Source organism: Neomegalonema sp. (assembly GCF_028688855.1).
Lineage (GTDB): Bacteria > Pseudomonadota > Alphaproteobacteria > Rhodobacterales > Rhodobacteraceae > Neomegalonema.
In genome coordinates this window covers 61524-86701 of sequence record NZ_JAQTXI010000015.1, presented here as the reverse complement: position 1 = coordinate 86701, position 25178 = coordinate 61524, and the positions used below count along the sequence as shown (strand labels likewise).

Below are 25178 nucleotides of genomic sequence, written 5' to 3'. Positions count from 1 at the left end.
CTGGAGATGCGGATCCTCGACGCTCATCGTCATCTCTGGCGGCTGGATCGCGGAGATTATCGCTGGCTCGCGGGCGAAGGCGGCGCCCTGCAGCCCCTGCGGCGCGACTTCCTGCCGGAGCACGCCCCCGACGACGCCGAGGTCATCCTCGTGCAGGCGGCGGATTCCCTCGCCGAGACGGAGTTCCTGCTCGACCTCGCGCGCGGGAATCCGCGCATCAAGGGCGTGGTGGGCTGGGTGGACCTCGCCTCGCCCGAGGCCGCCGAGGATCTGCGCCATCTGACCGCCGATCCGAAATTCAAGGGCGTGCGGCCCATGCTCCAGGACATCGCGCGCACGGACTGGCTCCTGACCGCCCCCCGCCCGGAGGCTCTGGCGACGCTGAAGGCCCTCGGCCTGCGCTTCGACGCCCTCGCGACGGAGCGTCATCTGGGCGTTCTGGAGGCCTTCGCCGCCGCGCATCCGGATCTTCCGCTCGTGATCGACCACGCCGCCAAGCCGCAGCCGGGCGAGCTGACGGCCTGGCGCGCAGGCATGGCGGCTCTGGCGGCGCATCCGCAGGTCCACTGCAAGCTCTCGGGGCTGCTGACCGAGTTCTCGCCCGAACAGCGCAGGGACCCCCTGCCCGCCCTGCATGCGGTCTTCGACCCTCTGCTGGAGCTGTTCGGCGCCGAACGGCTGATCTGGGGCAGCGACTGGCCGGTGCTCACCCTCGCGGCCTCCTACGAAGACTGGCTGCGTCTGACCGAAGCGCTCCTGCGCGATCTCTCCCTCGCCGAGCGCGCGGGAATCCTGGGCGCGAACGCCGCGCGGTTCTACGGGGCGGATCATGGCTGATCTCATCAGGATGGAGGGAATCGACAAGCGCTTCCCCGGAGTCCATGCGCTCAAGGGCGTGAATTTCGATCTGCGTCCGGGCGAGGTCCATGCGCTGATGGGCGAGAACGGCGCGGGGAAATCCACGCTGATGAAATGCCTCTCCGGAGTCTACGTCCCGGATGGCGGGCGCATCCTCGTCGAGGGGCGCGAGGCCCTCCTGACCTCGCCCAGGGCGGCGCAGGATCTCGGGATCGGCATCATCCATCAGGAGCTCGCCCTGATGCGCGACCTCACCGTCGCCCAGAACATCTGGATCGGTCGAGAGCCGCGCCTCTCCTTCGGGCGGCTCGACGAGAAGCGCCTCAACGAGGAGACCGCCGCGCTCTTCCGCAGCATGAAGGCCCCCATGGATCCGCGCGCCCTGGTCGGGCGGCTGACCATCGCGCGTCAGCAGATGGTCGAGATCGCCAAGGCGCTGTCGCATCGCTCGCGCGCGCTGATCATGGACGAGCCCACCGCCGCCCTCAACGACGCCGAGATCGCCGACCTCTTCGCCATCATCCGCCAGCTCAAGGCGGAGGGCGTGGGGATCGTCTACATCAGCCACAAGATGGACGAGATCAAGCGCATCGCCGACCGCGTCACCGTCATGCGCGACGGCGCCTGGGTCGGCACGGTCGCGGCGGCCGAGACTCCCATCTCGAAGATCATCTCGATGATGGTCGGCCGCGAGATTTCGGATGAACGCCCCCCGGCGCCCGATCTCTCCCGGGCGGAGACCGCGCTCGAAGTGCGCGGAATCAGCCGCCGTCCCGATCTGCGCGACGTGAGCTTCAGCCTGAAGAAGGGCGAGATCCTCGGCTTCGCGGGGCTGATGGGCGCCGGACGCACCGAAGTCGCGCGGGCGATCTTCGGCGCCGATCCGCGCGACTCGGGCGAGATCCTCGTGCAGGGGCGCCCCGTCGAGATCCGCAGCCCGAAGGACGCCGTGGCCGCCGGAATCGGCTATCTCTCCGAGGACCGCAAGCAATTCGGCCTCGCGCTGGGGATGGACGTCCGGGCCAACGTCGCCATGACCAGCCTCTCGCGCCACGCCGACCGCCTCGGGCGCATCGACGAAGGGGCTCTGGCGCGGATCGCCCGCGACTACATCAGGACGCTGAGCATCCGCACGCCTTCGGATCTTCAGGAGGCGCGGCTGCTCTCGGGCGGCAATCAGCAGAAGGTGGTCATCGCGAAGTGGCTGCTGCGCGATTGCGAGGTTCTGATCTTCGACGAACCTACGCGCGGCGTGGACGTCGGGGCGAAGGCCGAGATCTACCGCCTGCTGGAGGAGCTGGCCGCCGCAGGCAAGGCGATCATCGTCATCTCCAGCGAATTGCCGGAGATCCTGCGTCTGTCGCACCGGATCGCGGTGATGTGCGAGGGGCGTCTGACCGGCTTCCTGCCGGGCGGCGCGAGTCAGGAAGAGATCATGGCTCTGGCGATCCGCCGCGAGTCGGCGCAAGCGACAGGATAAGGGACGAACCCCCATGCCGAACCCATCGACCGAAACCAGGACCCTGATCTCGGGCGCCGCGCAGCAGAAGCTTCTGGCCTTCGCCAGTCTGATCGCCCTGCTGATCGGCTTCTCGCTCGCCTCGCCGAACTTCATGCAGACCACCAACATGATGTCGATCCTCCAGGCGACTTCGGTGAACGGAGTCCTTGCGGTGGCGGCCACCCTGGTCATCATCACCGGCGGCATCGACCTGAGCGTCGGCACGCTCATGACCTTCTGCGCCGTCATGACGGGCGTGGTCCTGACCTGGGGCGGCGTGCCCCTGCCTCTGGGCGTGCTGGCCGCGCTGGGGACGGGGGCTCTGGTGGGGCTGGCCTCGGGAACCTTCGTCGCGAAGATGAAGATCCCGCCCTTCATCGCCACGCTCGGCGTGATGCTGATCCTGAAGGGCCTGTCGCTGATCGTCACCGGCGGCCGCCCGATCTACTTCAACGACACCCCCGGCTTCACCGAGATCTCGCAAGGCAGCCTCGTCGGGAAGATCCTGCCGGCTCTGCCTCTGCCGAACGGGGTGCTGATCCTCTTCCTCGTGGCGGGGGCGGCGAGCTACATCCTCGCGCGGACGGTGCTGGGGCGCTACTGCTTCGCGCTCGGGTCCAACGAAGAGGCCGTCCGGCTCTCGGGCGTGAACGTCGACCGCTGGAAGATGGCCATCTACGCCCTCGCGGGCGCCATCTGCGGCGTGGCCGGACTGCTCATCGCCAGCCGTCTGAATTCGGCTCAACCCGCCCTCGGGCAGGGCTACGAGCTGGACGCCATCGCGGCGGTGGTCATCGGCGGCACCTCCCTCGCGGGAGGGCGCGGCACCATCCTCGGCACGCTGATCGGCGCGCTGATCATCTCGGTGCTGACCAACGGCCTGCGGATCCTCTCGGTCGCGCCGGAATGGCAGACCGTGATCACCGGCGCGATCATCATCGTGGCCGTCTACGCCGACCAGCTCCGGCGCGGCGGAACCAGATAAATCCGAAAAAGAACCTCAGGAGGAAACCCATGTCCGTCAAACGCAGAACCCTTCTCATGAGCCTCGCCGGGGCCTTCGCCCTGACGCTCGGCGCCTCCGGCATGGCGGCGGCTCAGGAGCGGCCCTATATTCCGCTGATCTCCAAGGGCTTCCAGCACCAGTTCTGGCAGGCCGTGAAGGCCGGAGCCGACAAGGCCGCCGCCGAATTCAACGTCGAGGTCACCTTCGAGGGCCCCGACAACGAAACCCAGGTGGATCGTCAGATCGACATGCTGGCCGCCGCCCTCGCCAAGAAGCCCGCCGCCATCGGCTTCGCGGCGCTCGACAGCCAGGCCGCCATTCCGCTGCTGCGTCAGGCCCGGAGCGCCGGAATTCCGGTCGTGGCCTTCGACTCCGGCGTCGAGAGCGACATTCCCGTCGCCACCGCCTCCACCGACAACATCGCCGCCGCGGCCCTCGCCGCCGACAAGATGGCCGAGCTGATCGGCGGCTCGGGCAAGGTGGCTCTGGTGGTGCATGACCAGACCTCGCGCACCGGCATCGACCGTCGCGACGGCTTCGTCAACCGCATCCGCGAGGCCCATCCGGACATCCAGATCGTGGCCGTGGAATATGGCGGCGGCGACCATCTGCGCTCCACCGAGATCACCAAGACCCTCCTTCAGGCCAATCCCGATCTGAAGGGAATCTTCGGCGCCAACGAAGGTTCGGCGGTGGGCGTGGTCAACGGCGTGCGCGAGATGAAGGCGAACGTCGTGATCGTCGGCTATGACTCGGGCCGCGCCCAGACCGACGCCATCCGCAGCGGGCTGATGGCCGGCGCCATCACGCAGAATCCGGTCGGCATCGGCTACGAGACGGTGAAGGCCGCCCTCGCGGCCAGCCGCGGCGAAACGGTTGAAGCCAAGATCGACACCGGCTTCTATTGGTACGACGCCAAGAACATCGACGACCCGGAGATCTCGGCGGTTCTCTACGACTGACTTCCTTTCCCAACTCGCCGGGGGCCTGCGCGGTCCCCGGCCCCTTGCTTCAGAGACGGACATGAAACTCTTGCGCTATGGCCCGAAGGGTCAGGAGAAGCCCGGCCTGCTGGATGACTCGGGCCGTCTGCGCGATCTCTCGGCCCATGTCGAGGATCTCGCCGGAGCGGCGCTGGAGCCCGAAGGGCTGGCGCGGCTGGCCGCGCTCGATCCCGCAAGCCTGCCTCCGGTCTCCGGCGCGCCGCGCCTCGGGCCCTGCGTGGGGCGGGTGGGGAAATTCATCTGCATCGGCCTGAACTACGCCGACCACGCCGCCGAAAGCGGCATGCCCGTGCCCGCCGAGCCGGTGGTCTTCAACAAATGGACCTCCGCCATCTGCGGCCCCGACGACGATGTCGAAATCCCCCCCGGTTCGGTCAAGACCGACTGGGAGGTGGAGCTGGGCGTGATCATCGGCAAGGGCGGGAAATACATCCCCGAATCCGAGGCTCCGGCCCATGTCGCGGGCTATTGCGTCGTCAACGACGTCTCGGAGCGCGAATGGCAGCTCGAACGCGGCGCCACCTGGGACAAGGGCAAGGGCTTCGACAGCTTCGGCCCGCTCGGCCCCTGGCTCGTGACGCCGGATGAAATCCCCGATGTGGACGATCTCGGCATGTGGCTGGAGATCGACGGCAAGCGCTATCAGAACGGCTCCACCCGCACGATGATCTTCAGGATTCCGCAGATCATCGCCTATGTCTCGCGCTTCCTCTCGCTCCAGCCGGGCGACGTGATCTCGACGGGCACCCCGCCGGGCGTGGGGCTCGGACAGAAGCCGCCAGTCTATCTCAAGGGCGGCGAGACCATGCGCCTCGGAATCGACGGACTCGGCGTCCAGACCCAGAAAGTCGTGCGGACATGAAGATCACCGGCCTGCGCAAGCTCGACGTGCGCTTTCCCACCAGCGCGAAGCTCGACGGTTCGGACGCCATGAATCCCGATCCGGATTACTCCGCCGCCTATGTGGTTCTGGAGACCGACGGGACGCTGGAAGGCCATGGCCTCACCTTCACCATCGGACGCGGCAATGAAATCTGCGTCGCGGCCATCGAGGCCCTGCGGCCTCTGGTGGTGGGGCTCGACATGGATTGGGTCGCCGCCGACATGGGCCGCTTCTGGCGTCATGTCACCTCCGACAGCCAGTTGCGCTGGATCGGCCCCGACAAGGGCGCCATCCATCTGGCGACCGGCGCGGTGGTCAACGCGGTCTGGGATCTCCGGGCCAAGCGCGAGGGCAAGCCGGTCTGGCTTCTGGTCGCCGAGATGTCGCCTGAGGAGCTGGTCCGCTGCATCGACTTCCGTTACCTCACGGATTGCATCACGCCGGAATGGGCGCTGGAGTTCCTGACCCGGCAGGCCGAAGGCAAGGCCCAGCGCATCGCGACGCTGCAAGCCGAGGGCTATCCCTGCTACACCACCAGCGCGGGCTGGCTCGGCTATGACGACGACAAGCTGCGTCGCCTCTGCCGCGAAGCGGTGGACGCGGGCTTCAGGCATATCAAGATGAAGGTCGGGCGCGATCTCGAAGACGACGTCCGCCGCCTGACCATCGCCCGCGAGACGGTCGGACCCGACGTGAATCTCATGATCGACGCCAACCAGGTCTGGGAGGTGGATCAGGCCATCGACTGGGTGAAGAAACTCAGCTTCGTGAACCCCTGGTTCATCGAGGAGCCCACCAGTCCCGACGACGTGGCGGGCCACAAGGCCATCCGTCAGGGCGTGGCGCCGGTGCAGGTCGCCACCGGCGAGATGTGTCAGAACCGCATCATGTTCAAGCAGTTCATCATGGAAGGCGCCATCGACGTCGTGCAGATCGATTCCTGTCGGCTCGGCGGGCTGAACGAGGTGCTGGCGGTGATGCTCATGGCCGCGAAATACGGCCTGAAGGTCTGCCCTCATGCGGGCGGCGTGGGGCTCTGCGAATATGTGCAGCACATGTCCATGATCGACTATCTGTGCATCGCCGGAACCCGAGAGGGCCGCGTGATCGAATATGTGGATCATCTGCACGAGCATTTCCTCGATCCCTGCGTGATCCGGAACGCCGCCTACATGCCGCCGAGCCTGCCGGGCTTCTCCATCGAGATGAAGCCGGAATCTCTGGCGACCTATCTTTTCCGGGGCGCGTGATGGATCTGGGTCTGAAGGGCGAGGCGGTGATCGTCACGGGCGGCGGCTCCGGAATCGGGGCCGCGATCACGGAGGTTCTCGCCGAGGAAGGCGCGAAGCCGGTCATCCTCGCCCGCCGCCCGCCGGACGCGGAATGGCTCGCGCGGACGGGGGCGGAGTTCGTGCAGGTCGAGCTTTCGGAGGACGCCGCCTGCGTCGCGGCGGTCGAGGAGGCGCGGCGGAGAGTCGGGAGGATCTACGGCCTCGTCAACAACGCCGGAGCCAATGACGGCGTGGGCCTCGACAAGGGGCCCGAGGCCTTCCGCGCCAGCCTGAACCAGAATCTTCTCCATTATTACACCATGGTCCATCTGCTGCGCGAGGATCTGCGCGCCTCGACAGGCGCCGTGGTGAACGTCTCCAGCAAGACCGCCCTGACCGGACAGGGCGGAACCTCGGCCTATGTGGCGGCCAAGGCGGCGCAACTCGGGCTGACGCGCGAATGGGCCGTGGAGTTCCTGAAGGACGGCGTGAGGGTCAACGCCGTGGTGGTGGCCGAATCCATGACGCCGCTCTATCGCCGCTGGCTGGAGTCTCTGCCGGATCCTGAGGCGCAACTCGCGAAGATCGCCTCGCGCATCCCCCTGGGGCGGCGCATGACCGAGCCGCGCGAAATCGCCGACGCCTGCGTGTTCCTGCTCTCGCCGCGCTCCAGCCATACGACGGGGCAATGGATCTTCCCCGATGGCGGCTACACCCATCTGGACCGCGCCATCGGCGGCGATCCGGCAGGCTGAAGAGCTCCGCGCCGCGCCCGCCCGAAGGCCTCAGCGCCCCAGAGTCGCCACGGCGTCGCTGACCAGAATCGGCGCTGCGAGAAGACCGCTCTCATACAGCCGGTCGGCGACGAGCTGCTGTTCCGCCACCACGGCGTCGTCCAGAGGATTGGCGCCGAAGCTCATCCGCCGCAGCGCCGTCTCGACGGCCATGGCGTCGAGCTTGATCTCCTGCGCGAGCATCCGCGCCATGCCCGGCGCATGACGCACGGCCTGTTCGCCCGCCGTCCGCAATTCCTGCAGCAGGGTCGCGACGGTCTCGCCGTTCGCCGCCACATAGGCGGGCCGCCCCAGATAGAACTGACGGTTCGGCGCCAGATCTCCGCCGTCGGTCAACACCTTCACATCCGCCGCGTGCAAGGCCGCGCTGAGGATCGGATCCCAGATCGCCCAGGCGTCGATCTCGCCGTTCTCCAGAAGCCGCAGGGGCTCGTCGTCGGGCGAAAGATCGACCTGCCGCACGTCGTCGAGCGTCAGGCCATGGCGCTGCAGGGCCCGGATCAGCAGATAATGCACGTTGGAGCCGAAATTCAGCCCGACCTTCCTGCCCTTCAGCCCGGAGGCGTCCCGCAGGCCGCTGTCGCCGCGCACGAGGATGGCCTCGCCTCTGGGCGCGGGCGGATCATGCGCCAGATAGACCAGAGAGGCCCCCGCCGCCTGAGCCAGGATCGGCGGCGCTTCTCCGGTGGCGCCGAAATCCACCGCCCCCGCCCCGAGCGCCTTCAGAAGCTGGGGTCCGGCGCTGAACTCCGTCCAGGAGACCCGGATTCCGCGCTCGGCGAGCCGACGCTCCAGAGTGCCCTTGGACTTGAGGATCGAACCCGCGCCGTATTTCTGATAGCCGATGTTCAGCACGCGAGGCTCTTCGGGCGCTGCGCGCCGGGCCTCTGCGCCGCGCCGTCCGGGCTCCAGCATGCCCATCTGGGTCAGATGCGTGCGCAGACTGTGGCGCGGGATCCCCAGAAGCGCCGCCGCCCGCACCTGGTTGCCGCCGGACAGCTCGCAGGCCGCACGCACGAGGCTGGAGAGCGTGCGCTGGAAGATCTCCGGCTCTCCCGCCGCCGCCGCCTTGCGCAGGGCGAGGGCCACGCGCTCCTCCAGCCCGCCGCCCGCCGCCTCCTCGCGCGGGAGATGCGCCGCGAGATTGAGATCCCCCGCCTCGATCATGGGGCCGCGCGCCATGTGCAGGGCGCTCTGGACGACGTTCTCCAGTTCACGGATGTTGCCGGGCCAGCTGTGGCGCTCCAGAGCCGCCAGAGCCGCCGGGGAAAACTCCAGATCGGGGCGTCCGGCGCGGGCCCTGCGCAGGTCGAGGAAATGGCGCGCCAGAGGCGCGATGTCCGAAGGCCGCTCGCGCAAGGGCGGGATGTTCACCCGCGCCACGTTGAGGCGGAAGAACAGATCCTCGCGGAAACGCTTCTCGCGCACCGCCGCCCCGAGATCCACGTTGGTGGCCGCCACCACGCGCACGTCGATGGCGACCGGGCGGCGCGAGCCCACCCGCGTCACCTCCTGCTCCTGGAGCACGCGCAGGAGCTTCACCTGAAGATGCGGCGGCAGGTCTCCGATCTCGTCGAGCAGGAGCGTGCCGCCATGGGCGGCCTCGAACCAGCCCGGCTGATTGCGCAGCGCGCCGGTGAAGGCGCCCTTCTCATGGCCGAACAATTCGGCCTCCGCGAGGCTCTCGGTGAAGGCGCCGCAGTTCACCGCCACGAAGGGCCCTTCGCGACGGGGGCTGTTGGCGTGGAGATAACGCGCCACCAGCTCCTTTCCGGCGCCGGTCTCGCCGAGGACGAGCACGGTCATGTCGCTGGGCGCGAGGCGGTCGAGATCCTCCTGGATCGCCCGCGAGGCCGGGTCCGCGAGGATCATGGCCGTGGCGCGGATGCTGGTCTTGAGCGCCGCGCGGGTGGGTTCGTCGAAGGCGAGGATGCGGCTGCGGCCGATCTCGGCCGTCCGGATTCCGCCTTGCGCCTGAAAAGGTGACGTCCTGGCCGCCATGGCGTCGCGCCTCGCTCTGAATTCGCGGCTCAGGATAAGCGCCCGACGGAAGATGTTTTCATATTTTCATCGCATGAGCTTATGCCGGGAGGAAGAAATCAGGGGATCTAGCCGCGATCAGCTCCGATGAACCGCAGGGCTTCGCGCGAATTGTCGGAAAACCGACAGTCCGGGAGCGGATCTGTCGGGATCTCCACAGCGGATTCACGGGGCCGGAGGGCGATCTCCTTGAATTCGTTTATTTTCTTACGCTGGCATGAGGATTGCCATATCTCTCCCCAACTTGGATCGCTCACCGCAGGTTGGAAGTCATGGCCTCTGAGAAAACCATCGTCGTCGTCAACGGCAGCCCGAACGCCGCCTCGCGCACGGGACATCTGCTCGACCGGCTCGCCGAGGCCGCCCTCCGCCGCGTCAAGGGACGCGTCGAGCGCGTGAACCTCTCGGAGAACAGGGCGCTGCTCACCCGCTTCAGCCGCGAAGAGCTTTCCGCCGCAGAAGAAGCCGTCTTCCGGCGCGTCGAGACGGCGGATCTGCTGATCGTGGGCGCGCCGGTCTATCGCGGCAGCTATCCGGGCGCCTTCAAGCATCTCTTCGACCTCGTGGACCGCGACGCCCTGGCGGGCAAGGTGGTCCTGCTCTCCGCGACGGGCGGAGCGCCGCTGCACGGCCTCGTCGGCGAACATCAGTTCCGGCCGCTCTTCGGCTTCTTCCGGGCGGTGACGGTTCCGAACTTCGTCTTCGCCACGGAAGGCGAGATCGACGCCCTGCGCGTCTCCGACAGCCTCGCCGAGCGCGTCGAGCGGGCCGCCGAGGAAGCCGCCTTCCTGCTGGAGGCCTCTCTCTCCGCCCGCCGCGCGTCGCGGCCGGCGGTGGCTCTGAGCGCCTGATCCCCTCGCCCTTTCAACAGATGGAGGCCCTCATGGCCGCTTCCCGTGACGACCAGACCGACGCTCCTCTGAAATTCGCCTATTGGGTGCCCAACGTTTCGGGCGGACTGGTGATCTCCGACATCGAGCAGCGCACCAGCTGGGACATCGACTACAACATCGAGCTCGCGCGGATCGCCGAGGCCAGCGGCTTCGAATACGCCCTGAGCCAGATCCGCTTCACCGCCGGATACGGCGCCGACAACCAGCATGAATCCGTCTCCTTCAGCCATGCGCTGCTCGCGGCGACGGAGACCCTGAAGGTGATCGCGGCGATCCTGCCCGGCCCCTGGACGCCCGCCCTCGCGGCCAAGCAGATCGCCACCATCAACCACCTGACCAAAGGCCGCGTGGCGGTGAACGTGGTCTCGGGCTGGTTCCGGGGCGAATTCGCCGCCATCGGCGAGCCTTGGCTCGATCATGACGAGCGTTACCGCCGCTCCGAGGAGTTCATCCGTTCGCTGCGCGGCATCTGGACCGAAGAGAGCTTCACCTTCGCCGGAGATTTCTACCGCTTCCGCGATTATTCCCTGAAGCCCAAGCCCCTCGATCCTCAGCCGGAGATCTTTCAGGGCGGCTCCTCGCGGGCGGCGCGCGACATGGCCGCGCGGGTCTCGGACTGGTATTTCACCAACGGCAACACGCCGGAAGGCCTCAAGGCCCAGGTCGACGACATCCGCGCCAAGGCCAGAGCGAACGGCCATCAGGTGAAGATCGGCGTGAACGCCTTCGCCATCGCCCGCGAAACCGAAGCCGAGGCGAAATCCACCCTCGCCGAGATCATCGCCAAGGCCAATCCCGAGGCGGTGGCGGGCTTCGCGGGCCAGGTCAGGAACGCGGGCAAGGCCTCGCCGGAAGGCGAAGGCAACTGGGCGAAATCCAGCTTCGAAGACCTCGTGCAATATAACGACGGGTTCCGCAGCGACCTCATCGGCACGCCCGAGCAGATCGCCGAACGCATCCTCGACCTCAAGGACGCGGGCGCGAATCTGATCCTGCTGGGCTTCCTGCATTTCCAGGAGGAGGTGAAGTTCTTCGGCGAGCGGGTGATCCCTCTGGTGCGCGAGCTCGAAGCCGCGCGGCGGGAACGCGTCGCGGCTGAATAAGGACGTTCCTCCTCTTCGGGGCTCTCGATCAAGGATCGCTCCATGACCAGTCTTCTGGCGGACGCGCGCCTCTTTCAGGCGCGACGGACTCCCTTTGCGCCCGAGAAGCCCCGCAACGAGGCCCCGACTGCGGTCGGCGGCCTTGGGGAGAGGATCGCCTCCGGACATCAGGGCGCCTTGCTTGAGCTGAAGGAGATCGACCTCTCCTTCGGCGGCGTGGCGGCTCTGACGGAGGTGAGCCTTGCGGTGAAGCCGGGCGAGATCTGCGCGGTGATCGGCCCCAACGGCGCCGGGAAATCCTCGCTGCTCAACGTCGCGAGCGGGCTTTATCAGGCCGACCGCGGCGAGATCCGGCTCAAAGGGCGCAGCTTCGCGCGGATCCCCGTCGAGAAGCTGGCGGCTCTGGGCGTGGCGCGGACCTTCCAGAATCTCGCGCTCTTCGGCGGGTTGACCGTGCGCGAGAACGTGGCGGCGGGTCTGTCCTGGCGGCGGCGGGCGAATTTCCTCGAGGAGGTCTTCGCCCTCCCCCGCGCCCGCCGCGAGAATCGCGAGATCGACGCGCGGGTGTCGGAGATCCTCGCCTTCCTGCATCTGGAGGAGATCGCCGACCGCGCCGCCGCGACCCTGCCTTACGGGTTGCAGAAGCGCGTGGAGCTGGCGCGGGCGCTCGTGACGCGCCCGAAGCTCCTGCTGCTGGACGAGCCCATGGCGGGCATGACCGCCACCGAGAAGAACGAACTCGCGGGCTATGTGCGCGCGGCGCGGGATCTCCACGGCGCGGCGGTGCTGCTCATCGAACACGACGTGGGGCTGGTGATGGGCCTCTCGGATCACGTCGTGGTGCTGGATTACGGCCGCAAGATCGCCGACGGCCCGCCCGCCGAAGTCCGCAAGGATCCCGCCGTCATCCGGGCCTATATCGGCGCCGCCGAAGACGATCCGCCCCAGAAGGAGGCCGCATGATGGATTGGCATGAAGTCCTTTTCTTCTTCGAGGTTCTGGTGGGCGGACTCCTTGCGGGTCTGATGTATTCGCTCGTCGCCATCGGCTTCGTGCTGATCTACAAGACCTCCGGCGTGCTGAACTTCGCGCAGGGCGCCATGCTGCTCTTCGCGGCCCTGACCTTCGTGAGTCTGGTGAATTACGGCGCGCCCTTCCTGCTGGCCTTCGTCGCGACCTTCGCGATCATGATCGGCCTCGGCTTCGCCATCGAAAGGACGGTGCTGCGGCCTCTGGTCAATCGTCCGCCGATCACGCTCTTCATGGCTACGCTCGGCCTCGCCTATGTCATCGAGGGCGCGGCGCAATTGCTCTGGGGCACGCAGGTCCACCGGCTGGATCTCGGGATCAGCGACAAGCCCATGGAGATCGCCGGATTGCTGATCTCCAGCTTCGACCTCGTGGCGGCGGCGGTGGCCTTCGGCCTGGTGGCGGCGCTCGGGGCCTTCTTCACCCGCACCCGGATCGGACTCGCCTTCCGCGCCGTGGCCGACGACCAGTTCGCCGCTCTGGCGGTCGGGCTTAGGCTGCCGCGCATCTGGGCGACGGTCTGGGCGGCGGCGGGCTTCGTGGCTCTGGTGGCGGGCCTGCTCTGGGGCGCGCGGCTGGGGGTCCAGTTCTCGCTCTCGATCATCGTGCTGAAGGCGCTTCCGGTGCTGCTGCTCGGCGGCTTCGACTCCATTCTCGGGGCGGTGGTCGGCGGGCTGATCATCGGCGCCAGCGAGAAGCTGGCCGAAGTTTACCTGGGCCCCTATGTCGGCGGCGGAATCGAAAGCTGGTTCGCCTATGTGGTGGCGCTGCTCTTCCTGCTGGTGCGTCCCTCGGGACTCTTCGGCCAGAAGATCGTCGAGAGGGTTTGAGCCATGACGACGATCCTCGCTCTCCCCGAGACCTCCCGCCGGAGCCTCCCGCGCCCTTCGGCCGCGCTGATCTGGCTGACTCTGGTCCTGGCGGTCGCCTATGTGGCCGTGCCGCTCTTCGCCTCGCGCTATGTGATCGAGGCGCTGCTCTTGCCCTTCCTCGCGCTGAGTCTCGCCGCCGTGGGGCTGAACCTCCTCACGGGCTACGCCGGACAGCTCTCGCTCGGCTCGGCGGCCTTCATGGCGGTGGGCGCCTTCGCGGCCTATAACTTCAATCTGCGGCTCGGCTTTCTGCCTCTGCCCGTGAGCTTCGTCCTCGCGGGGCTGACGGCGGCTCTGGTGGGGGTGGTCTTCGGCCTGCCGAGCCTCAGGCTGCGGGGCTTCTATCTCGCGGTGTCGACGCTGGCGGCGCAGTTCTTCGTCCAATGGGCGCTAAGCAAATTCGGCTGGTTCTCGAACAACAATCCCTCGGGCGTGATCTCCGTTCCCAGGCTTCAGCTGGCGGGCTTCTCGCTCGACACGCCGACGGGGCGCTATCTCTTCTCCCTGACCATCGTGACCCTGCTGAGCCTCTTCGTCTGGCGCCTGACGCGCAGCGCCTCGGGACGCGCCTTCCTCGCCGTGCGCGACGGAGAAACCGCCGCCAGAGCCATAGGAATCCCCGTCCCGCAGACCAAACTGCTCGCCTTCGCGGTCTCCTCCTTCGTGATCGGCGTGGCGGGGGCGCTCTGGGCCTTCACCTATCTGCGCACCGTCGAGCCCGCGGGCTTCAACCTCGACCGCTCCTTCCAGATCCTCTTCATGGTGATCATCGGCGGTCTGGCGACGATCCGCGGGGCCTTCCTCGGGGCGGCCTTCATCGTGATCTTTCCGCTGCTGCTGGCCCGCGCAGGCGCCTTTCTCTTCGGCGGAATCTTCGACTCCGGCGTGCTCGACATGACCCAGAGGATCGTGATCGGCGCTCTGGTGATCCTCTTCCTCATCGCGGAGCCCAGGGGTCTGGCGGCCCTCCTCGACCGGATCGGCGCGAGATTGAGCGCGACCGCCGCCCGCCTCGCCGGCTCCTCCTCCCCCTCCCCTCGTTCCTGATCGGAGCTTCGGACATGTCCTTCTTCAAGTTCTCGAAATCCGCGAGCCTTGCGGCTCTGCTGGCCCTGAGCGCCTTCCCGGCCTTCGCCGACGAGCAGCATTTTCCCCTTCAGAGCTATCGCGTCGGGCCTTACGCCTCGGGCGGGACGGGCTTCTTCGGCGGCTTCATCGATTATCTCAACCTGCTCAACGACCGCGACGGCGGCGTCAACGGCGTCAAGCTGACCTGGAGCGAGGGCGAGACGCAATATGAAGTCGAGCGCGGGCTGGAGGTCTATGAGCGGCTGAAGAGCGCGCCCGGAATCGCGGCCTGGAATCCGCTCTCGGTGGGCATCGCCTACGCCATGCTCGACCGCGTGGCCGAAGACCGCACGCCGCTCGTCACGCTGAATCACGGCCGCACCGACACCACCGACGGCCGCGTTTTCCCCTACGTCTTCCCGCTGCTGCTGAACCCCTACAGCGAAAGCTCGGGCATCGTGAACTACATCGCCGAGCGCGCGGGCGGTCATGACAAGCTGAAGGATCTCAAGATCGCGGTGCTCTATCACGGCTCGCCCTATGGCCGCGAGACCATCCCCATCTACGAGCTTCTCGCCGAGAAATACGGCTTCGAGCTGTCGCAGATCGAGGTCGCCCATCCGGGCAACGAGCAGCAGGCCCAATGGCAGACGATCCGCCGTCAGCGCCCGGATTTCGTCGTGCTGCGCGGCTGGGGCGTGATGAATCCGGTGGCTCTGACCACCGCCCAGCGCACCGGCTTCCCGGCGGACAGGATCATCGGCAACGTCTGGTCCAATTCCGAAGAGGACGTCCTCCCCGCCGGAGAGGCCGCCAAGGGCTACACCGCCATCGTCTCGGTGAGCGCCGGAACCGAAGCCCCCGTGATTCAGGAAGTGACCGAGAAGGTCTATGGCGCGGGCAAGGGCAATCTCGCGGACAAGGCCCGCATCGGCTCGGTCTACCATAACCTCGGCGTGGTCAACGGCATCCTCAACACCGAGGCGCTGCGCATCGCGCAGGAGCGTTTCGGCAAGCGCACCCTGACCGGCGACGAAGTCCGCTGGGGCTTCGAGCATCTCCAGTTGTCGCCGGAGCGCGTCAAGGAGCTGGGCGCCGAAGGGCTCTTCCACTCGATCAACGTCACCTGGGACAATCATGAAGGCGAAGGCCTCGTGGCCTTCCAGCAGTGGGACGGCGCGAAGTGGAACCGCATCTCCGACTGGATCGCGCCGGACTGGGCCTTGCTGCGGCCGATCATCGAAGCCTCCTCCGAGGCCTACGCGGCCGAGCAGGGGCTGAAGCTCCGCACCGCCGAGGATGTCGACAAGGTCGCCACCGACTGAGCCGCCCCTGAAACGGAGATCTCCCATGACGAAGCTCCCTGAAGCCCTGCTCTCGGTCCGGAACGTCTCGGCGGCCTATGGCGGCGCGGTGGCGGCTCTGCATGGCGTGGATCTCGATCTGCGCCGGGGCGAGATCCTCGCGCTGCTCGGCTCCAACGGCGCGGGCAAGACGACCTTGCTCAAGGCGGTCTCCAATCTCCTGCCCGCCGAGCGCGGCGCGCTCACGGGCGGAGAGATCCGCTTCGAGGGGCGGGACGTGGCGGAAAGCTCGCCCGCCGATCTGGTGCGGGCGGGACTGGTGCAGGTGCTTGAGGGCCGTCATTGCTTCCGCTCGCTGACGGTCGAGGAGAACCTCCTGACGGGGGCTCTGGGCCGCTCCTCCTCCCGCGCCGAGGCGAAAGCCGATCTGGAGAAGGTCTATGATCTTTTCCCCTGGCTCGCGCAGAAGCGCCGGACGGCGGCGGGCCTGACCTCGGGCGGCGAACAGCAGATGACCGCCATCGGACGCGGACTCATGTCGCGCCCCCGGCTCTTCGTGCTGGACGAGCCTTCCATGGGCCTCGCGCCTCTGGTCGTCCGCGAGATCTTCGAGGCGCTGAAGCGGATCAACGCCGCCGAAGGGCTCTCGCTGCTGGTCGCCGAGCAGAATTCGGCCATCGCCCTGAAATACGCCCATCGCGCCGTGGTGGTCGAGAACGGACGCAGCGTCCTGACCGGATCCGCCGCCGAACTCGCCGCCCGCGACGACATCAAGTCCTTCTACCTCGGAGGCGCGGATCTTCCCGCCTCATCCCCCCAAGCGAAAGAGGTCGCAGCATGACCATCCTGCAGAACGCCGCAAGCTTCGGACAGCCCGTGCCTCCGGTCGAACGCCCGAAGGAGAAGGCCCATGTCATCGCCTCCGACGCGGAGGCCCTCGACGTCGCGCGGAAGATCGCGGCGGAGATCGCGAAGGACTCCTCCCGGCGCGACCGCGAGCGCATCTGGCCCATCGCAGAGCTCGACGCCTATTCGCAAAGCGGCCTCTGGTCGATCAACGTGCCCAGGGAATACGGCGGGCCGGGAGTCTCCTACGTCACCCTCGCCCAGGTGATCGCGATCATCTCCGAGGCGGATTCCTCCATCGGCCAGATCACGCAAAACCACCTCGCGGTGGTCGGGGCGATCAACACGGTCTCGGACGAGGCGCAGAAGAAGATCCTCTTCGCCGAGATCCTCGCCGGAACCCGCTTCGGCAACGCCTTTTCGGAATTCGGCTCGAAGAAGGCCACCGAATTCGAGACGAAATTCGAAGACGCGGGCGATCATGTGATCGTCACGGGCAAGAAGTTCTATTCGAGCGGCGCGCTTCTGGCGCATCTGGTGCCCATCGTGGCCCTGGACGACGAGGGCCGCGCCTGGTACGTCATCGCCGACCGCGGCGCCGAGGGCCTGACCGTCATCGACGACTGGTCGAGCTTCGGCCAGCGCACCACGCTCTCCGGCACGGTGATCATCGACAAGGTGAAGGCGCCGAAGACCCATGTCGTCCCCGGCTACAAGGGCTACGCCACGCCCTCCGCCGACGGCCCGATCATGCAGATCATCCAGGCGGCGGTGGATCTCGGCATCGCGCGGGCGGCCATCAGGGAGACCATCGACTTCGTGAAGACCAGGTCGCGCCCCTGGGCCGACAGCGGCGTGGAGAAGGCGTCCCTGGACCCCTACGTCATTCAGGCGGTGGGCGATCTTCAGGTGCGCGCCAACGCCGCCGACGCCCTGCTGGAGCGCGCCGGACGCGCCGTCGACCGCGCCGTGGCCCAGGCCACGCCGGAAAGCGTCGCGGAGGCTCAGGTGGCGGTGGCCGAATCCAAGATCCTGACGACCGAAATCGCCGTCCTCGCGACGAACAAGCTCTTCGAGCTGGCCGGAACCCGCTCCACCCTCGCGGAGCACAACCTCGACCGCCATTGGCGCAACGCCCGCACCCATACGCTGCATGATCCGGTGCGCTGGAAATACGCCATCGTCGGCAACTACTACCTGAACGACGTCAACCCGCCCCTCCACGCCTGGAGCTGAAGGCCGCAGGCGCTCCGTCGGGAGGGCGGAGCGCCGCTTGTCAGGAGACTCTCCATCATGTCCGACTTGACGGCTCCCGAACGCATCAAGGTTCTCTGGTTCCTGCCCACTCATGGCGACGGCCGTTATCTCGGCGTCCAGGAGGGCGGCCGGCCGGTGGATCTGCCCTATCTGACCCAGATCGCCCAGGCGGCGGATTCCCTCGGCTATTACGGGGCCCTGCTCCCGACGGGCCGCAGCTGCGAAGACAGCTGGGTGATCGCCTCGGCGCTCGCGCCCCTGACGAAGCGTCTGCGGTTTCTGGTGGCGGTGCGGCCCGGCCTGCAATCGCCGACTCTGGCGGCGCGCATGACCTCGACCCTCGACCGGATCTCCGGCGGGCGGCTGCTCGTCAACGTGGTGACCGGCGGCGATCCCGTCGAGAACAAGGGCGACGGAATCTTCCTCAGCCATGACGAGCGCTACGAGGTCACGCGCGAATTCCTGGAGATCTACAAGGCCGTGCTGGCGGGCGAGACGGTCGAGTTCAAGGGGAAGCATTTCGCCATCGAGGACGGAAGGCTGCTCTTTCCTCCGGTCCAGAGGCCGCATCCGCCGCTCTATTTCGGCGGCTCCTCGGAGGCGGCTCATGACGTGGCCGCGAAGCAGATCGACAAATATCTGACCTGGGGCGAGCCTCCCGCCGAGGTCGCCCGCAAGATCGCCCATGTGCGGGCTCTGGCGGAGAAGGAAGGCCGCGAGGTCAGCTTCGGCATCCGCCTGCACGTCATCGTGCGCGAGACCACGGCCGAGGCCTGGGCCGCCGCCGACCGCCTGATCTCCAGGCTGGACGACGCCACCATCGCCGAGGCCCAGAAGGTCTTCGAGCGCATGGATTCCGTCGGCCAGGCGCGCATGAGCAGGCTCCATGGCGGGCGGCGCGACAAGCTGGAGGTCAGCCCCAATCTCTGGGCGGGGGTGGGGCTGGCGCGCGGAGGCGCCGGGACGGCTCTGGTCGGCGATCCGGCGACCGTGGCCGAAAGGATCGACGAATATCGCCGCATCGGCGTCGACAGCTTCATTCTCTCGGGCTACCCTCATCTGGAGGAAGCCTATCGTTTTGGAGAACTGGCCTTGCCGCTCTTGCCGCTCGACCATCCCATCGGCTCCGGAGCCTCGACGGCCAACATGGGGCCTTTCGGCGAAACCATCGCCGGAGACCATCGCCCGCAGGCGGCCAGGGCCGCCGCGTCATGACGCCCGCGGCGGAAGGCGCCGGAGAGCGGAGCCCGGTCGTCGCCATCGTCGGAGGCGGCTATACGGGCGCCGTGGCCGCCTGGAATCTCGCGCGAGGCCTGCCGCCGGGCTCGGCGCGGATTCTCGTGGTCGAGCCGCGCGCCGAGATCGGACGCGGCCTCGCCTATTCCACGCTCGATCCTTCCCACCGCATCAACGTGCCTGCCGCGCGCATGAGCCTCTCCACGGAGGATCCCGGCGATTTCTTCGCCTGGGTCAAGAGCGATGGAATCGTCGCGGAGGATCCCGAGGCCCAGGTCCCCACCGGCGAGGTCTTCCCGAGGCGTCAGGTCTTCGGCAGCTACATCGCGGCGCGGCTGGCGCCTGCGCTGGCCTCGGGCGCCGTCGAGCATCTGCGCGGCTCGGTGCGGCGGATCTCGCCCGAGGGCGAGGGCTGGCGTCTGGAGCTTGCGGATGGTCGGGAGATCGCCGCCGATCTCGTCGCCCTCGCCGCGAGCCATCCGCGTCCGGCGGTTCCGGGGCCGCTGCGGGCTCTGGCCGCCTCGCCCAAGCTCGTCGCCGATCCCTACGACCTCTCCTGGCTGGCGGAGCTCGATCCTCAGGAGCGGGTGCTGATCGTCGGTTCGGGCCTGACCTCCGCCGATCTCGTCGCCTCTCTGGACGCGCGCGGCCACAAGGGCGAGATCCTCGTGGTCTCGCGACGGGGATTCCGTTCGCGCGGCCACGCCTTCGGCGCGGGCGCGGCGCCCTTCGACCGGCTGGAGTTCGACACGACCAGCGCCAGCGCGCTCCTGCGTTCGGTGCGGCGGCATGTGCGCGAGGCCGTCGCGGCGGGGCATCTCTGGCAGCATGTGCTCGACGTGGTGCGGACCCAGGGCGGCGAGATCTGGCGCGGCCTCTCGCCCGAGGCCCGGCGTCGGGTGGTGCGGCATCTGCGGGTCGTCTGGGACGCCCATCGCTTCCGCATCGCGCCGCAGCCGGAAGCCGTGATCGCCCGCCGCGAAGCCGAAGGCTCGCTGCGCCATGAGGCGGCGGCCCTGACCGGCTCCGCCCTCGGCGAGGACGGACGCCTGACGGTGAGCCTGCGCCCGCGCGGCCGCAAGGAGATCCGGCGCGAAAGCTTCGACCGCGTGCTGGTGACCACCGGCCCGGCTCATGACCGGATCGGCGAGAGCAATCCCGCGCTCGGGAGTCTGATCGAGGCGGGGCTGATCGGCCTCGACGGAAACGGGCTCGGCCTCTCGACGACTCCGGAGGGCGCGGCCTTGCGGGCGGACGGCGCCTTGCAGCCCGGACTCTACGTGGCCGGACCTCTGGCGCGCGGCGCGGCGGGGGAGCTCATGGGCCTGCCGGAAGTCACCCGCCACGCCGAGGGCGTCGCCAGGCTGCTGGAGGCGCGGCTGCGCGAGGAGAAGGCGGCGGCCCTTCAGTAAAGCTCGCGGTGGAGCCTTCCGGCCTGCTCCAGATCGCGCCAGATCCCGCCCCGGGCCGCGTCGAAGGCTTCCGAGACGCCGCGCTCCAGATGGCTCTTGTCTCCGCAGAGATGGACATGGGCGCCGCGCTCCAGCATCCCGCGCAGAAGCGGGGCGTGATCCGTCACGGCGTGCTGGACGTAATATTTCGCCGCGCCGTCGCGGGAGAAGGCCGGGAGAAGATGCGTCAGCACGCCCTCCGCCTGCATCTCGCGCAACTCCGCCTCATGGAGGAAATCCCGCGCCCGCCGCTTCTCGCCGAAGATCAGGCAGGTTTCGCGGCGAGGCCCCCGAAGGCGCGTCTCGCGCAACAGGCCCATCAGCGGCGCCAGGCCCGTTCCCGCCCCGATCAGGATCAGAGGCGCCGGAGCCTCGCCCGGAGCCTCGCGCGGGAGGTGAAAGCCCGGATTGGAGCGGCAGAACACCCGCAACGGGCCTTCATGGCTCAGCATCCAGCCCGTGGCGGCGCCCCGGCGCAGGCGTCCGCCGCGCTCGTAGGCGATGTCGCGCACGCAAAGCTCCACCTCCTCCGAGCCGCCCGCCGATGCGATGGAATAGGCGCGCGGCAGGCAGGGCGAGAGCATCCCCTCCAGATCCGCGAGGGAGACGGAGCCCGGCGCGCAGAAATCCTCCAGCACGTCGAGCAGATCCGCGCCCCACAGATAGTCTTCAAGCTCCTTGCGGCGGCCGATCTTCAGCAGGCCCTTCAGAGCCTCGCTTCCGGAGAGCTTCGCCAGATCGCGCAACAGGCCCTTGCCGATCTGGCGGAGCTCCCTGCGGCGCAAGGCCTCGACGGCCTCCGGCGCCCCGAGCCAATGGGCGAGAGCCTCCAGCAGCGCCGCGTCGTTCTCCGGCATGAGGTGGAGGTTGTCGCCCGCCTGACAGCTCATGCCGCTGCCCGAGATGTCCAGCCGGAGGAGCCAGGCGCCGGGCGCGTCCTTGTCGAGCTGGCGGCGCTCGAGGATCGGCGCTGCGTAAGCGTCGGCCTCGCCATAGGCCTTGACGCGCAGGTGAAGGTCTCGTCCGGCCTGAGCGTCGCCTTGCAGCACCTTGCCGAGGGTCGGCGTCCAGAGGCGGAAGAATTCCTCATATCCGGCGTCGGCGTCCACGCGGTTGACCAGCGGACGCGCGCCGCGCTCGGTCAGAAGCGCGTCGAGCCCTTTGGTGAAGCCGCAGAACTGCGGATAGGCCGTGTCGCCCAGACCGAAGACGGCGTAGCGCAGATCCTCCAGACGCGGCGCCTCCCTGGCGCGCGCAAGGAAGATCTCCGCGTTTCCGGGAGGCTCGCCGTCGCCGAAGGAGCTGGAGACGACGATCAGCGCCTCATGCGCGTCCAGAGCCTCGGGCGCGATCTCGTCCAGAGGCGTCGCGCGCGGGGCGTAGGCTTGCAAGGCGGGATCGGCGCTCAGGCGTCGGGCGAGGGTCCGGGCGTTGCCGGATTCCGAGCCGTAGCCGATCAGCAGGCGCTCGACGATGGCGGACATGAGGATCCTCCCGGAAGGCTGGCGGAACGGCTTACTTGTCGTAATGGGCGTCGAACTGCTCCTTGGAGAATTCGACCGCCTCGTAATCGGCCATCAGATCGTTGATGACGCGGCGGATGCTGATGTAGGCGACGGTCTCGCCCTTGTCGTCGCGGATCGGCTGCACGGTGGTGTCGACGATGTAGACGCCGCCGCCCTTGCCCACGTTCGGGATGATTCCGGTCCAGATTCCGCCCGCCTTGATCTTGTCCCACATGCCCTTGTAGACGGCCTTGGGCACCGCCGGATGCCGCACCAGGCTGTGGGGCTGGCCGATCAGCTCCTCGCGGGCGTAGCCGGTCAGGGCGCAGAACAGATCATTGGCGTAGGTGATGTTGCCCTGAAGATCGGTGGTCGAGATCACCGCCACCTTGTCGAGGGCTTCCAGAAGGACGGCGGAATCGAGCGGCTGCTGGGCGGTCATGAGGCTGGTCTCCCTGGGGGCGCTCCGGGGGTCCGGAGCAAAGATGTATTTCTGATGCTCCTTATGGCGCGCCGATTGAAGGTGTAATTTTGACGCATCTTCGGATATGCTCCCTGAGCGGGGATCCTCCCCCAGGCCGAAGGCGGCGGCGCAGGAAGGCGGAAGGCGGATGCGGCTCACCCTCAAGACGGATTACGCCCTGCGCACCCTGATCTATCTCGGCCGCAAGCAGGGGCTGGCCTCCATCGGCGAGGTCTCGGGGTTCTACCGCATCTCCGAGAACCACCTGGTGAAGGTGGTCCATGAGCTGGGCCGCAAGGGCTTCGTCGAGACCCTGCGCGGCAAGGGCGGCGGCATCCGCCTGGCGCGTCCGGCGGCGGAGATCCGCGTGGGCGAGGTCGTGCGCGCCATGGAGGACGATCTCGCGCTCGCCGCCTGCTTCGCGCCTCAGGAGCCGGAAAGGACCTGCCGTCTGACGGGCGCCTGCGGCTTGCAGGGCTTGCTGCACCGCGCTCTGGCGGCCTTCATGGCGGAGCTCGACGCCAGAACCCTGGCCGAGCTTCTGAGGCCCGGCCTGAAGGGCGGCGCGGAAAGCCTCTTGCCGCCGGAGCCGCCTCCGACCATCGGTTGAGGGGCGCGACGGGGTTTCCTCTTGCGAATCATTCCGGAAATCAGAATGAATGCGCCGCATCATTCCTGATCAGAGATCGAAATTGGATTTCCTGACCCTCGAGATCTTCCGCCTCGTCGCCGAACGGGGGAGCGTCACCCAGGCCGCCCGCGAGCTCGGCCGCGCGCCCTCCAACGTGACCGGGCGCATCCGCCAGCTGGAGGAGGAGCTCGGCGCCGCGCTCTTCAGCCGCGAGGGCAAGAAGATGACCCTGACCCATGAAGGGCGGGTCTTCCTCTCCTACGCCCGGCGGCTGCTGACGCTGGAGACCGAAGCGCGGCTGGCCGTCGGGCCGGCGGAGGGACGGGACTCCGTCCTGCGGCTGGGCGCCATGGAGAGCACAGCCGCCAGCCGTCTGCCTCCGGCTCTGGCGCGGTTCAACGCCGCAAGGCCGAGGATCTCGGTGCGTCTGAAGATGGGCTCCACGCTGGAGCTCGTGGACTGGGTGCTGGCGGGCGAACTCGACTGCGCCCTCGTGGCGCGCCCGCCGCAGGAGATCGGCGGCCTGCCCGAGGCCGACCGCCTCGCGGGAGAGCCCGTCTTCGTGGAGGATCTCCTGATCGCGTCGCCTCCGGGACATCCGCCCGTCGCGCGGGCCGAGGATCTGCGCGCGCGGGATCTGGCCGCGCTGGAGCCGGGCTGCACCTATCGGCGTCTGGCCGAGCACTGGGGGCGCTCCGCCAAGCTGAGGACGACCGAACTGGCTTCGTATCATGCGATTCTGGCGCGGGTCGCGGCGGGAGACGCGGCGGGAGTCCTGCCGCGTTCGGTCTTCGAGATGCTGGCCTGGCCTTCGCCTCCCGAAATCCATTCGCTCGGGCCGGTGGAGACTCTGCTCATCCATCGCAAGGACGACCGTCCGCCCGCCCTCCAGGATCTGCGCGAAGCCCTGCTCGCCTGAAGCCTTCCGACCTCCGCGAAACCCGACAAGCCCACGCCCGAGGGATCGACCGCTCATGACTCCGAAAAACCTCCGGGAGGCCGCGCTCCGGAAAGGCGGCTGGCGTCTGTTCCGCCCGATTCTGGCCGGAGCGACCTTCCCCGACCGTCTCTTCGCCTGCCTCGGGGCTCTGGCGGGGATCGCGCTGGTGGGGGCCTTCTGCGGATTCCTGCTCGGCGCGGGGCCTCATGCGCCTCTGATCGTCGCGCCTCTGGGGGCTTCGGCGGTGCTGCTCTTCGCGGTGCCGAGCAGCCCGCTGGCGCAGCCCTGGTCCATCCTCGGGGGGAATGCGGTTTCGGCGCTGATCGGCCTGCTGGCGGCGCGCTGGATTCCGGACCCGACTCTGGCCGTGGCCCTCGGGGTGGCGACGGCCATCGGCGTCATGTCCCTGACGCGCTGCCTGCATCCGCCCGGAGGCGCCATGGCCCTGACGGCGGCGCTCGGCGGCCCGGCCGTCGAGGCCTGGGGATTCTGGTTTCCGCTGGTTCCGGTGGCGCTCAACTCGGCGCTGCTGGTGGTCTGCGGCCTGGCCTTCCACCGGCTGCTCGGCCACAGATATCCGGCGACGGCGACGCCCAATCCGCATCTCACCGCCGATCCGCCCGCCTGGCGGCGCGGCGGCTTCCAGGCGGCCGACGTGGACGCCGCCCTGACGGCTCTGGACGAGAGCTTCGACATCGACCGCGAGGATCTGACCCGCCTGATCAAGCGGATCGAGCGCGAGGCGGCGCGACGCCTGCATGGGGGGCTTTCCTGCGGCGAGATCATGTCCCGCGACGTGATCCGCGTGCGGGAGGAGACCGACGCGCGCGCGGCGCGGGATCTGCTGCTGAAGCACAACATCCGGAGTCTGCCGGTCGAGGACGCCGAGGGGCGCCTCGTCGGGACGGTGGGCCTGCGCGAACTGGCCGATGCGGAAGGGGCGGTGGGGCCTCTGACGGCGCGGGCGATCACGGCCTTCGCGCAGACTCCGGCCATGAGCCTCCTCTCCGCCCTGACCGACGGCCGGACTCACGCGGTGATCGTCACGGATTCCGGACGGCGCATCCTCGGCGTGGTCTCGCAGACGGATCTGCTCGGCGCGGCGGGCGGCATGCTCGCCCGCAGCCGCTCCTGAGGCGGACGGCGCATGAGCAGGATTTCTCCTCGGCCGCCCTTTCGAGGGCCGCCCTCCGCCCGGGAAATCCTGAGCCGAGGCGCCTCTT

At 68.2% G+C, this 25178-nt stretch carries 23 protein-coding genes; 20 read left to right on the top strand and 3 right to left on the bottom strand.

What is annotated here, in order from left to right:
- Positions 1–6 precede the first annotated feature (6 nt).
- The 7 genes from PHN62_RS12255 to PHN62_RS12225 all read left to right on the top strand — a co-directional run bounded on the left by PHN62_RS12255 (position 7) and on the right by PHN62_RS12225 (position 7278).
- Positions 7–837 (top strand): amidohydrolase, encoded by an 831-nt coding sequence (locus PHN62_RS12255; protein WP_300151037.1) that lies wholly within the window; start codon positions 7–9, stop codon positions 835–837.
- A complete protein-coding gene (locus PHN62_RS12250; RefSeq protein ID WP_300151035.1) occupies positions 830–2338 on the top strand; it encodes a sugar ABC transporter ATP-binding protein in 1509 nt (502 codons plus the stop codon). The genes PHN62_RS12255 and PHN62_RS12250 overlap by 8 nt, the downstream gene beginning before the upstream one ends.
- Before the next feature lie 13 nt (positions 2339–2351).
- Positions 2352–3344 (top strand): ABC transporter permease, encoded by a 993-nt coding sequence (locus tag PHN62_RS12245; RefSeq protein ID WP_300151033.1) that lies wholly within the window; start codon positions 2352–2354, stop codon positions 3342–3344.
- A gap of 29 nt (positions 3345–3373) precedes the next feature.
- Positions 3374–4327, top strand: a complete 954-nt coding sequence (locus PHN62_RS12240; RefSeq protein WP_300151031.1) for an ABC transporter substrate-binding protein — start codon at positions 3374–3376, stop codon at positions 4325–4327.
- 61 nt (positions 4328–4388) lie between these two features.
- Positions 4389–5231 (top strand): ureidoglycolate lyase, encoded by an 843-nt coding sequence (locus PHN62_RS12235; protein WP_300151029.1) that lies wholly within the window; start codon positions 4389–4391, stop codon positions 5229–5231.
- Positions 5228–6502 carry an L-fuconate dehydratase gene (locus PHN62_RS12230; protein ID WP_300151027.1) on the top strand — a complete coding sequence of 425 codons (1275 nt, stop codon included), beginning with the start codon at positions 5228–5230 and terminating at the stop codon, positions 6500–6502. Before PHN62_RS12235 ends, PHN62_RS12230 begins: the two co-directional genes overlap by 4 nt.
- Positions 6502–7278, top strand: a complete 777-nt coding sequence (locus PHN62_RS12225; RefSeq protein WP_300151025.1) for an SDR family oxidoreductase — start codon at positions 6502–6504, stop codon at positions 7276–7278. The genes PHN62_RS12230 and PHN62_RS12225 overlap by 1 nt, the downstream gene beginning before the upstream one ends.
- 30 nt (positions 7279–7308) lie before the next feature.
- On the opposite strand, the gene PHN62_RS12220 is transcribed toward PHN62_RS12225, so the two are convergent.
- Entirely contained in the window at positions 7309–9318 is a 2010-nt protein-coding gene (locus PHN62_RS12220) for an aliphatic sulfonate ABC transporter substrate-binding protein (RefSeq protein ID WP_300151023.1), read from the bottom strand.
- Positions 9319–9629: 311 nt separating this feature from the next.
- Here PHN62_RS12220 and PHN62_RS12215 point away from each other — a divergent pair, with 311 nt between their 5' ends.
- From PHN62_RS12215 to PHN62_RS12170, 10 genes are all read left to right on the top strand, one after another.
- The gene (locus tag PHN62_RS12215; protein ID WP_300151021.1) at positions 9630–10208 is read left to right on the top strand and encodes an NAD(P)H-dependent oxidoreductase; all 579 of its coding nucleotides are present in this window, start codon (positions 9630–9632) and stop codon (positions 10206–10208) included.
- Between the two features lie 32 nt (positions 10209–10240).
- On the top strand, positions 10241–11353 hold the full coding sequence (gene sfnG, locus PHN62_RS12210) for a dimethylsulfone monooxygenase SfnG (protein ID WP_300151018.1): 1113 nt from the start codon (positions 10241–10243) through the stop codon (positions 11351–11353).
- A gap of 42 nt (positions 11354–11395) precedes the next feature.
- A complete protein-coding gene (locus tag PHN62_RS12205; protein WP_300151016.1) occupies positions 11396–12316 on the top strand; it encodes an ABC transporter ATP-binding protein in 921 nt (306 codons plus the stop codon).
- Positions 12316–13212, top strand: coding sequence for a branched-chain amino acid ABC transporter permease (locus tag PHN62_RS12200; RefSeq protein WP_300151053.1), 897 nt, complete (start codon positions 12316–12318; stop codon positions 13210–13212). The genes PHN62_RS12205 and PHN62_RS12200 overlap by 1 nt, the downstream gene beginning before the upstream one ends.
- A gap of 3 nt (positions 13213–13215) precedes the next feature.
- Positions 13216–14301 carry a branched-chain amino acid ABC transporter permease gene (locus tag PHN62_RS12195; RefSeq protein ID WP_300151014.1) on the top strand — a complete coding sequence of 362 codons (1086 nt, stop codon included), beginning with the start codon at positions 13216–13218 and terminating at the stop codon, positions 14299–14301.
- Between the two features lie 14 nt (positions 14302–14315).
- The gene (locus tag PHN62_RS12190) at positions 14316–15647 is read left to right on the top strand and encodes an ABC transporter substrate-binding protein (RefSeq protein ID WP_300151012.1); all 1332 of its coding nucleotides are present in this window, start codon (positions 14316–14318) and stop codon (positions 15645–15647) included.
- 25 nt (positions 15648–15672) lie between these two features.
- Positions 15673–16467, top strand: coding sequence for an ABC transporter ATP-binding protein (locus tag PHN62_RS12185; RefSeq protein WP_300151010.1), 795 nt, complete (start codon positions 15673–15675; stop codon positions 16465–16467).
- A complete protein-coding gene (locus PHN62_RS12180) occupies positions 16464–17708 on the top strand; it encodes an SfnB family sulfur acquisition oxidoreductase (protein WP_300151008.1) in 1245 nt (414 codons plus the stop codon). Before PHN62_RS12185 ends, PHN62_RS12180 begins: the two co-directional genes overlap by 4 nt.
- A gap of 84 nt (positions 17709–17792) precedes the next feature.
- Complete coding sequence (gene ssuD, locus PHN62_RS12175) at positions 17793–18944, top strand: FMNH2-dependent alkanesulfonate monooxygenase (protein ID WP_367187032.1); 1152 nt, start codon at positions 17793–17795, stop codon at positions 18942–18944.
- The gene (locus PHN62_RS12170) at positions 18941–20377 is read left to right on the top strand and encodes an FAD/NAD(P)-binding protein (RefSeq protein WP_300151004.1); all 1437 of its coding nucleotides are present in this window, start codon (positions 18941–18943) and stop codon (positions 20375–20377) included. Before ssuD ends, PHN62_RS12170 begins: the two co-directional genes overlap by 4 nt.
- Here the strand turns inward: PHN62_RS12170 and PHN62_RS12165 are convergent.
- A complete protein-coding gene (locus PHN62_RS12165) occupies positions 20371–21900 on the bottom strand; it encodes a sulfite reductase flavoprotein subunit alpha (RefSeq protein ID WP_300151002.1) in 1530 nt (509 codons plus the stop codon). The genes PHN62_RS12170 and PHN62_RS12165 overlap by 7 nt on opposite strands.
- 31 nt (positions 21901–21931) lie before the next feature.
- The gene (locus PHN62_RS12160) at positions 21932–22363 is read right to left on the bottom strand and encodes a PAS domain S-box protein (RefSeq protein ID WP_300151000.1); all 432 of its coding nucleotides are present in this window, start codon (positions 22361–22363) and stop codon (positions 21932–21934) included.
- Between the two features lie 169 nt (positions 22364–22532).
- Here PHN62_RS12160 and PHN62_RS12155 point away from each other — a divergent pair, with 169 nt between their 5' ends.
- From PHN62_RS12155 to PHN62_RS12145, 3 genes are all read left to right on the top strand, one after another.
- Positions 22533–22994 (top strand): Rrf2 family transcriptional regulator, encoded by a 462-nt coding sequence (locus PHN62_RS12155; RefSeq protein ID WP_300150998.1) that lies wholly within the window; start codon positions 22533–22535, stop codon positions 22992–22994.
- Positions 22995–23076: 82 nt separating this feature from the next.
- Positions 23077–23934 (top strand): LysR family transcriptional regulator, encoded by an 858-nt coding sequence (locus PHN62_RS12150; RefSeq protein WP_300150996.1) that lies wholly within the window; start codon positions 23077–23079, stop codon positions 23932–23934.
- 55 nt (positions 23935–23989) lie between these two features.
- Positions 23990–25090 carry an HPP family protein gene (locus PHN62_RS12145; protein ID WP_300150994.1) on the top strand — a complete coding sequence of 367 codons (1101 nt, stop codon included), beginning with the start codon at positions 23990–23992 and terminating at the stop codon, positions 25088–25090.
- The last annotated feature ends 88 nt before the right edge of the window (positions 25091–25178 follow it).

Bases quoted from the DNA above. Each gene is read 5' to 3' on its own strand.
- PHN62_RS12255 (WP_300151037.1), top strand. From the start codon at position 7: ATGCGGATCCTCGACGCTCATCGTCATCTCTGGCGGCTGGATCGCGGA.
- PHN62_RS12250 (WP_300151035.1), top strand. From the start codon at position 830: ATGGCTGATCTCATCAGGATGGAGGGAATCGACAAGCGCTTCCCCGGA.
- PHN62_RS12245 (WP_300151033.1), top strand. From the start codon at position 2,352: ATGCCGAACCCATCGACCGAAACCAGGACCCTGATCTCGGGCGCCGCG.
- PHN62_RS12240 (WP_300151031.1), top strand. From the start codon at position 3,374: ATGTCCGTCAAACGCAGAACCCTTCTCATGAGCCTCGCCGGGGCCTTC.
- PHN62_RS12235 (WP_300151029.1), top strand. From the start codon at position 4,389: ATGAAACTCTTGCGCTATGGCCCGAAGGGTCAGGAGAAGCCCGGCCTG.
- PHN62_RS12230 (WP_300151027.1), top strand. From the start codon at position 5,228: ATGAAGATCACCGGCCTGCGCAAGCTCGACGTGCGCTTTCCCACCAGC.
- PHN62_RS12225 (WP_300151025.1), top strand. From the start codon at position 6,502: ATGGATCTGGGTCTGAAGGGCGAGGCGGTGATCGTCACGGGCGGCGGC.
- PHN62_RS12220 (WP_300151023.1), bottom strand. From the start codon at position 9,318: ATGGCGGCCAGGACGTCACCTTTTCAGGCGCAAGGCGGAATCCGGACG.
- PHN62_RS12215 (WP_300151021.1), top strand. From the start codon at position 9,630: ATGGCCTCTGAGAAAACCATCGTCGTCGTCAACGGCAGCCCGAACGCC.
- sfnG (WP_300151018.1), top strand. From the start codon at position 10,241: ATGGCCGCTTCCCGTGACGACCAGACCGACGCTCCTCTGAAATTCGCC.
- PHN62_RS12205 (WP_300151016.1), top strand. From the start codon at position 11,396: ATGACCAGTCTTCTGGCGGACGCGCGCCTCTTTCAGGCGCGACGGACT.
- PHN62_RS12200 (WP_300151053.1), top strand. From the start codon at position 12,316: ATGGATTGGCATGAAGTCCTTTTCTTCTTCGAGGTTCTGGTGGGCGGA.
- PHN62_RS12195 (WP_300151014.1), top strand. From the start codon at position 13,216: ATGACGACGATCCTCGCTCTCCCCGAGACCTCCCGCCGGAGCCTCCCG.
- PHN62_RS12190 (WP_300151012.1), top strand. From the start codon at position 14,316: ATGTCCTTCTTCAAGTTCTCGAAATCCGCGAGCCTTGCGGCTCTGCTG.
- PHN62_RS12185 (WP_300151010.1), top strand. From the start codon at position 15,673: ATGACGAAGCTCCCTGAAGCCCTGCTCTCGGTCCGGAACGTCTCGGCG.
- PHN62_RS12180 (WP_300151008.1), top strand. From the start codon at position 16,464: ATGACCATCCTGCAGAACGCCGCAAGCTTCGGACAGCCCGTGCCTCCG.
- PHN62_RS12170 (WP_300151004.1), top strand. From the start codon at position 18,941: ATGACGCCCGCGGCGGAAGGCGCCGGAGAGCGGAGCCCGGTCGTCGCC.
- PHN62_RS12165 (WP_300151002.1), bottom strand. From the start codon at position 21,900: ATGTCCGCCATCGTCGAGCGCCTGCTGATCGGCTACGGCTCGGAATCC.
- PHN62_RS12160 (WP_300151000.1), bottom strand. From the start codon at position 22,363: ATGACCGCCCAGCAGCCGCTCGATTCCGCCGTCCTTCTGGAAGCCCTC.
- PHN62_RS12155 (WP_300150998.1), top strand. From the start codon at position 22,533: ATGCGGCTCACCCTCAAGACGGATTACGCCCTGCGCACCCTGATCTAT.
- PHN62_RS12145 (WP_300150994.1), top strand. From the start codon at position 23,990: ATGACTCCGAAAAACCTCCGGGAGGCCGCGCTCCGGAAAGGCGGCTGG.